Origin of the sequence: Yoonia sp., from assembly GCF_042093035.1 — a bacterium.
GTDB lineage: Bacteria > Pseudomonadota > Alphaproteobacteria > Rhodobacterales > Rhodobacteraceae > Yoonia.
On record NZ_JBELFI010000119.1, the window covers coordinates 1 to 7,193 of the forward strand.

A 7,193-nucleotide genomic window follows, 5' to 3' on the forward strand; every position below is an offset into this window, starting at 1 on the left:
CATACCGGCCGAGATAGCAATGACAGAAGTCATGGCAACAAGTTTACAGGTCATTGGATGTGTTCCCCCAAAAAAGTAACCTGTGAAGTTCTGCACGCGCGACGCGACAGTTTGGCAACAAAAACGTAACAGTTCTATAAAACTACGTGCTGGAGCTCGGGGGTGTCCTTAGACTTGCTCGGGTTTCAAAAACCCAACGATCACGGCTGAAACCGCGACCATGATTGCCGCAGTCCCCAGCATGAGTGGTAGTCCGCCAGTTTGGTAACTGAGGCCAGACAAAAGCGTCCCGGCCAGCCTGCCGCCCGCATTGGCCATGTAATAAAAGCCGACATCCATCGTGACCCGCTCTGCCTTGGTGAACACCAAGATCAGGTAAGAGTGCAAGGATGAGTTCACGGCGAAGATTGCCCCGAAGATCAGCAATCCGGCAATGATGCTGACGGTCAACCAAAGGTGCGGCTCACCTGCCGCCACAGCAACCGTCGTCAAAATCGCTGGCACAGCGGCCAACCCCCAAGCCCAACTGCGGGCCGATGCGATAAGCTCATGTTCTGGTCGTGCCTTTGCACGTAGAATGCGCGGCGCGTTGGCCTGTACCAGACCATAAAGGATCACCCAGCCAGCCATGAACGTACCGATCAGAAAGAAAGCGGTCCGGTTGCCCTCGGTCGTGCCGTCCGACAGGACAGCGTAGAAGTAGATCGGGATGCCAACAACAAACCAAACGTCTCGTGCACCAAACAGGAACACCCGCGCGGCACTAAGCCAGTTTACGTTGGCCGACTTTGAGAACACCTCAGAAAACTTGGTCCCTTTCCGGCCTTTCGGCAGGCCGGAGGGCATGGCGATAACGACCGCAAACAGGATCACAGCAAGGATGGCGGCCATCCCGAGCACCGCCCACACGAAGCCCAATGTGGCCAGCAGGGTCGCACCAAGCAGAAAGCCCAGCCCCTTCACCATGTTCTTGGAACCCGTCAGGAGTGCGACCCAGCGGAACAGCCCCCCGTCCTCGGTCGGGGCAAGCAGCTTGACCGCCGACTTCGATGACATCTTGGCCAGGTCTTTTGCCACACCGCTCGCGCCCTGTACCAGCATGACGTAGACAACGGATGCGCCAACCGCCCAAGCCGGATCGAGTTGCGCCAATGCCAGCAAAGCCAGCACTTGCAGCCCCAAACCGGCATAAAGCGTTGAGGTCAGTCCAAAGCGTGCCGCAATCCATCCAGCGCAGAGGTTGGTGATTACGCCCGCGATTTCGTAAAGCACAAATAGATATGCCAGTTGTACCGGCGAAAACCCCAGCGTGTGAAAGTGCAATAACACCAACATGCGCAAGGCGCCGTCGGTGAGCATAAAAGCCCAATAGGCCGCCGTGACCGCGATATAGGCCGACAGGCCCTGGGGTCGGGCAGAAGTGTCGCTCACAAGCTGTCCCCGACCATACAGGCCACATCGACCAGACGGTGCGCATAGCCCATCTCATTGTCGTACCAAGCATAGATTTTCACTTGCGTGCCGTTGATGACCATCGTGGATGGCGCATCAAGAATGCCGGACCGTTCGTCATTGGTGTAATCGGTCGACACCAGCGGGCGCTCCTCATAGCCCAGAATGCCCTGCAAAGGGCCCTCTGCTGCGGCCTTGAACAGGGCGTTGACCTCCTCCGCTGTCGTCTCGCGCTCCACTTCGAAAACGCAGTCCGTCAAAGAAGCGTTGAGCAGCGGAACACGGACAGCATGACCATTCAGCCGGCCGGTAAGTTCCGGGTAGATCAGTGTGATCGCCGTGGCACTGCCGGTGGTGGTCGGTATCAGAGAGTTCAGCGCCGAACGGGCGCGGCGCAAGTCCTTGGCAGGGCGGTCCACGATGGTTTGGGTGTTCGTGACGTCATGGATCGTGGTGATCGACCCGTGCTTGATCTTCAGGTTCTCGTGGATGACCTTGACCACCGGCGCCAGACAGTTTGTCGTGCAACTGGCAGCGGTGACAATGTGGTGGCGATCAGGTTCGTAGATGTCGTGATTGACGCCATAGACGATGTTTGCAGCATCGCCGTCCTTGACCGGCGCGGATACGACGACTTTCTTAACGCCAGCATCAAAATAGGGTGCGATCTTTGCTTGCGTCTTGAAAACGCCCGTGCAGTCGATCACGACGTCTACGCCGTCGAGTGGCAGGTCTGTAATGCCGCTTGCTCCGATGAACGGCAGCCGGGTGCCATCGATTGTGACACTGTCTGCGTCATGGGCGAAATCCGCCCTCCAGCGGCCATGTACCGTATCAAACTCCAGCAAATGCGCGTGCATCTCAGGGTCGCCGACAGCATCGTTTATCCACGCAATCTTGGCCCCGCGCGCCAATAATGGCTTCAGTGCAAGTTTGCCGATGCGGCCAAGGCCGTTGAGGGCGTAAACGGTCATGCAGATGTTCTTTCTTCGTTTGATTGACCAATCTCATCGACGGCCTTTTGCAGGGATATCCGATCCAGCGAGGCAATCGGCAGGGCGGTAAAGCCGGTCATTCGGTTGCGCAACGCGCCATAGGTTTGATGGAACGCAAGGCTCTTCTCGGCGTCCGTGCCCATGACCTTCACCGGATCAGGCATGCCCCAATGGGCGCTGATTGTCTGGCCCTGCCAAGCGGGACACTCCTCGTTGGCGGCCTGATCGCATACCGTGAAAACGAAATCGAGCGGCGGGGCATCTGGCCCCTGAAATTCGGAAATATTTTTGGCCCGCAGTGCTGAGACGTCGTGCCCCTTCTGTTTTAGCACCTCGAGCGCGAATGGATTAAGCTCCAAGCGGGGCTTGGTGCCAGCCGAATATGCCACAAAGCGGTCTCCAGAGAGGTCACGCAGGATCGATTCCGCGAAAATCGACCGTGCTGAATTACCGGTGCAGATGAACAGCACGTTGTACTTATGATCGGTCATTGGATTGTCTCCCTTTGGTGCGGGATGAGTGTTTTGCGTGCAGATTTCAGGCCGCCCTCTGCAGCAATCGCGCAGCAGGTAATCAATGGTCCGGCCTGCTGCATCCATATCGATGGCATAGCGCAGAGACGTGCCGACGCGCTCTTGGCTGACCAAACCGGCCTGCATCAGGGCGCTGACATAGGTGGAAAGCGTGTTCGGCTTAAGCCCGAGGGCCTGCGCCAGTTCGGTTGCAGGTACACGATCCGGAAAGCGACGCATCAAGAGCCGGAACACAGCCAGCCTTTGCGGATGACCGAGCGTTGAAAGGCGGGTGGGAATCAATGTTTCCATGATTCATGAATATGTGAAATATGAGGGAATTCAAAGTGAAGGTTTTGTAACAAAGCAGATCAAGCGGCATCGCGATGAAATCCTGTCGGCCTCGTGTGAGTGCGCCAAGCCGGAGGCTTACTGAACTTTGGAGTAGCTTCTTACCTAGCTTTTAAGAGAAGCAGCCGTCAGCCAACGTACAATCTCATTTTGAGGCGCGCCCACAAAATCATTTGCCAATTGTGGATCAAATATGTGCTTTTTTGGATCAAAGATGCGCGGACCTCGCGCCTTTCTTTCCTTTACCCAAACAGCCGCAATGCGGTTCGTTTCATCCAACTCAGCAACGTAGCAATTCATATCCCCACCGCCTTCGACGCATAACTATTCGATTAGACTAGATGCCGTTGAACGATTCGAAAAGGTTTTCGGCCGCCGGTTGCGATTTGTGTCGCTTCTCTCCGGACACTTCTGCAATGATCGGCGCTTCTAGTAATTCCCAGTCAACTGTCACAAAAAGTACAAATGTACAGTCTATCGGGAGCCACCCAGCAAGCCGTCGCCGGAGCAAAATACATGACAGATCTGAAAGCTCTCAATGGCGCGACTGCCTCGCCGCTTTGTTTTGGATGCATGCAATTCGGCGGCACCGCTGATGCCACGTCTAGCCGGGCCATGTTCGAGGCATGCGATATGGCCGTCAGGCGCGATACTGGGCATGTTGATCCGTCGATGCGGCCAAAGAAAGAAGAGTACGACCGCTATATTGCAATGGTCCAGTTTGGTGTCAGCGTCGGTTGGGATCAAAAACGCATTGTCGCTGAAGGGCCGTTCTTGATGGCTGATCCGGGGATCACTTTCATCTTGCTACGTGCGCATGAAGACCTGATCGTGATCGGGCAAGCGTTGGGCGAAGACACCAGTGAGATTGAGGGTTGGGCAAAATCGCTCCGCTCTGCCTTGCCACTCATCTGGAACCCTGAACTGCAAGCCTACGACGCCAAGAACTTACACAACGGAGAGTTCGCCGGGGTTCTTGGATCTGGCGCTTTCCTTGCCTATTTGGCGGATGCCGGAAACCCGGAACTGGATCAGCAGTTGATGCGCGTTTGGGATGCGGTGACTTACGGTATCCCTTCTGCGGACCCGGAAGCAGAGGTCTTTGATCCGCGGCGCTATTGGCGCGGACCATCATGGCCAGTGCTGAATTCCCTGCTTGGTCTGGGTTTTCGGGACATGGGGCGGCTCGATCTTGAGGCGCGGTTGCGCGACGAAACAGCGGATTTGATCCTCAAACACGGGTTCTATGAATATTTCGATCCGATTGATGCCACCCCATGTGGTGGCGCTGATTTTACCTGGACCGCAGCGATTTGGCTGACCTGGGCAGGTGATGGCTATGAACAGGCAAGAGGTGCAGCGTAATGTCTTCCATTAATCTGAAAGCTGTCGAGAAGTGGTTTGGATCCATTCAAGTAATCAAGGGGGTTGACCTGTCGATTGAAGAGGGCGAATTCGTGATTTTTGTTGGGCCGTCTGGTTGTGGCAAGTCAACGCTCTTGCGCATGATTGCGGGGCTTGAGGAAACATCACGCGGACAGATCATGATCGGCGACCGTGATGCCACCGCAGAACCACCCAGCAAACGTGGGCTTGCGATGGTGTTCCAATCCTATGCGCTCTATCCGCATATGTCGGTGCGCGACAACGTAGGATTCCCGTTGAAATCCGCCGGGCTGTCGAAGGCGGAGATCGAGGAGAAAGTGAATGAGGCCTCGCGCGTTCTGAAACTGGACGATTATCTTGACCGCCGCCCGAAAGACCTGTCCGGCGGACAGCGCCAACGTGTCGCCATCGGCCGTTCGATTGTGCGTGATCCGACCGCGTTCTTGTTTGATGAACCGCTCTCAAATCTGGACGCCGCATTGCGGGTCGAGATGCGCTACGAGCTTGCCAAGCTGCACCAGACGCTGAAATCCACGATGATCTACGTGACCCACGATCAGGTCGAAGCGATGACGCTAGCGGATCGGATCGTTGTCCTGGAGTTCGGTAAAATCGCGCAAGTGGGGTCTCCCCGAGAGTTGTACGAACGCCCGGCGAACCTTTTTGTGGCACAGTTTATTGGCTCACCACGGATGAATGTGATTCCGGCGGCAGCGGCGCCGAATGTAGAGGTTCCGGACAATGCGGTGTCCTTCGGTATTCGCCCAGAGCACATAGAACTCTGCGAAGCAGGTGCGGGACAGATACAAGGCACAGTCGATGTGTTGGAGTACTTGGGCGCGGATACCTTTGTTATTATGTCGTGTGGTGAGGCCGGTCAGATCACGGTTCGCGTCAATGGGACAGCGACTTGCAAGCCCGGTGACAAGGCAGGCCTGGCTTTCGGCAAGGCCGACACGCATGCCTTTGATGCCGATGGTTTGGCTATCCGCTAGGAAAATTTTGCTATATATTCCTTGGTGTTATACCTATGACAGTTGAACAACGTGCACCTCAAGCCCCCGGACCATATGATGCGCCCGACCTTTGGGTGCACGACGCCACGCATCGTGAATGGCTAAAGTCACAAAGCCAGTCACTCTTGTCTTTCTTCGACAACAGCCTTCAGAAAGGCCCCGGCTTTGCTTTGCTGGACCACGATGGCAGCCCATTGCGCACAGATATGCAAGAGCTGCACACAACGACGCGGATGGTGCATTCCTATGCTTTGGGTGTGTTGCAGGGACATGCGGGTGCTGAAAACATCGTTGACCATGGCATGGCGTATTTGACGGATCACCATAAAGACAGAACCTATGGCGGTTATGTCTGGTCGGTCAAAGGCGATGACGTCGCAGACGGTACAAAGCTGGCCTACGGGCATGTCTTCGTGTTGCTGGCCGCATCGAGCGCCAGGCTGGCCGGTCATCCGGAGGCGGATGCTCTGATCGAAGATATCAGCAGCGTGCTAGATGCGCATTACTGGGAAGAAGACGCTGGTCTGTTTTGCGACGAATGGAACCGGGATTGGTCGCCATTTTCAAGGTATCGCGGCATGAACGCAAACATGCACGGGGTTGAGGCACTCTTGGCAGCCTATGAGGTTACCGGGCGAGATGTCTATCTTAAACGGGCAGGGCGTATTTTAGATTTCTTTACCTCAAGAATGGCCCCGGCAGAGAACTGGCGCCTGCCAGAGCACTACCATAGCGATTGGTCTATCGATCGTGACTATGCGGGCAATCATATGTTCCGGCCTGCCGGTACGACCCCGGGCCATTCGTTCGAATTGGGGCGGTTGCTGCTGCAATACTGGGATTTATGCGGGCGGCCAGCATCAGACGCGCCACGCCATGCACGCAACCTTATTGAGAGAGCATTGTCAGACGCATGGCTTCCTGAAGGCGGGCTCGCCTATACGCTCAATTTCGATGGCAGCGTTGCGGATGGTTCGCGGTTTTGGTGGCCTGTGACAGAGGCAATCAACGCCGTCGCCACATTGTTGTTGCTGGAAGGCCGAGACGCGGACGAGGATTGGTACCGGAGGCTCTGGGCCTTTGCTGACGCGGCCTTCATAGATCACAAACACGGCGGCTGGTTCCCGGCGATTGACGTATCGGGTGCGCCGACAAGCTCCATCTTTGCAGGTAAACCGGACATTTATCATGCGTTGCAAGCGTGCCTTTTCCCGCTGTCGGGCAGGATCTCAAGGATGGCAAGCGCATAGCGTTATGTGAAACGATACGCCCGATGTGCTTTCTGCCGCGCCGTGTCCTGCAATTCGTTCAAACAAGGCGCCTGATGTGAGACCGGAGCCACCCGGGCAGCCGTCAAACGGGAGCCTTGTCCCGTATAACAGTCATTCCCGAAGGATGCCGCGAAGGTCCGCTTTCGCGTTTTTGTCTAAACGGCAATGCCTTTGCGCCACTATGTTGGTTCGCGGTTTGTATCGGCGCTC

Annotated in this window: 7 protein-coding genes; 3 read left to right on the forward strand and 4 right to left on the reverse strand. The window is 56.0% G+C overall.

Translation table 11 applies throughout. The features are described from left to right. Window positions 1-168: 168 nt before the first annotated feature. The 4 genes from arsJ to ACFDSS_RS12495 form a co-directional block, all read right to left on the reverse strand. A complete protein-coding gene (gene arsJ / locus ACFDSS_RS12480; protein ID WP_375256063.1) occupies window positions 169-1,431 on the reverse strand; it encodes an organoarsenical effux MFS transporter ArsJ in 1,263 nt (420 codons plus the stop codon). Further along, complete coding sequence (locus ACFDSS_RS12485) at window positions 1,428-2,426, reverse strand: ArsJ-associated glyceraldehyde-3-phosphate dehydrogenase (protein WP_375256064.1); 999 nt, start codon at window positions 2,424-2,426, stop codon at window positions 1,428-1,430. Before ACFDSS_RS12485 ends, arsJ begins: the two co-directional genes overlap by 4 nt. Continuing rightward, a complete protein-coding gene (locus ACFDSS_RS12490) occupies window positions 2,423-3,271 on the reverse strand; it encodes a helix-turn-helix domain-containing protein (protein ID WP_375256065.1) in 849 nt (282 codons plus the stop codon). The genes ACFDSS_RS12485 and ACFDSS_RS12490 overlap by 4 nt, the downstream gene beginning before the upstream one ends. Before the next feature lie 144 nt (window positions 3,272-3,415). Next, a complete protein-coding gene (locus ACFDSS_RS12495) occupies window positions 3,416-3,610 on the reverse strand; it encodes a hypothetical protein (RefSeq protein WP_375256066.1) in 195 nt (64 codons plus the stop codon). Between the two features lie 216 nt (window positions 3,611-3,826). On the opposite strand from ACFDSS_RS12495, the gene ACFDSS_RS12500 reads away from it, so the two are divergent. Genes ACFDSS_RS12500 through ACFDSS_RS12510 form a run of 3 tightly spaced genes read left to right on the forward strand, consistent with a single transcriptional unit; the run spans window position 3,827 to window position 6,962 of the window. Continuing rightward, complete coding sequence (locus ACFDSS_RS12500; protein ID WP_375256067.1) at window positions 3,827-4,675, forward strand: hypothetical protein; 849 nt, start codon at window positions 3,827-3,829, stop codon at window positions 4,673-4,675. Then, a complete protein-coding gene (locus ACFDSS_RS12505) occupies window positions 4,675-5,691 on the forward strand; it encodes an ABC transporter ATP-binding protein (protein WP_375256068.1) in 1,017 nt (338 codons plus the stop codon). The genes ACFDSS_RS12500 and ACFDSS_RS12505 overlap by 1 nt, the downstream gene beginning before the upstream one ends. Before the next feature lie 35 nt (window positions 5,692-5,726). Next, window positions 5,727-6,962 (forward strand): AGE family epimerase/isomerase, encoded by a 1,236-nt coding sequence (locus ACFDSS_RS12510; protein ID WP_375256069.1) that lies wholly within the window; start codon window positions 5,727-5,729, stop codon window positions 6,960-6,962. The last annotated feature ends 231 nt before the right edge of the window (window positions 6,963-7,193 follow it).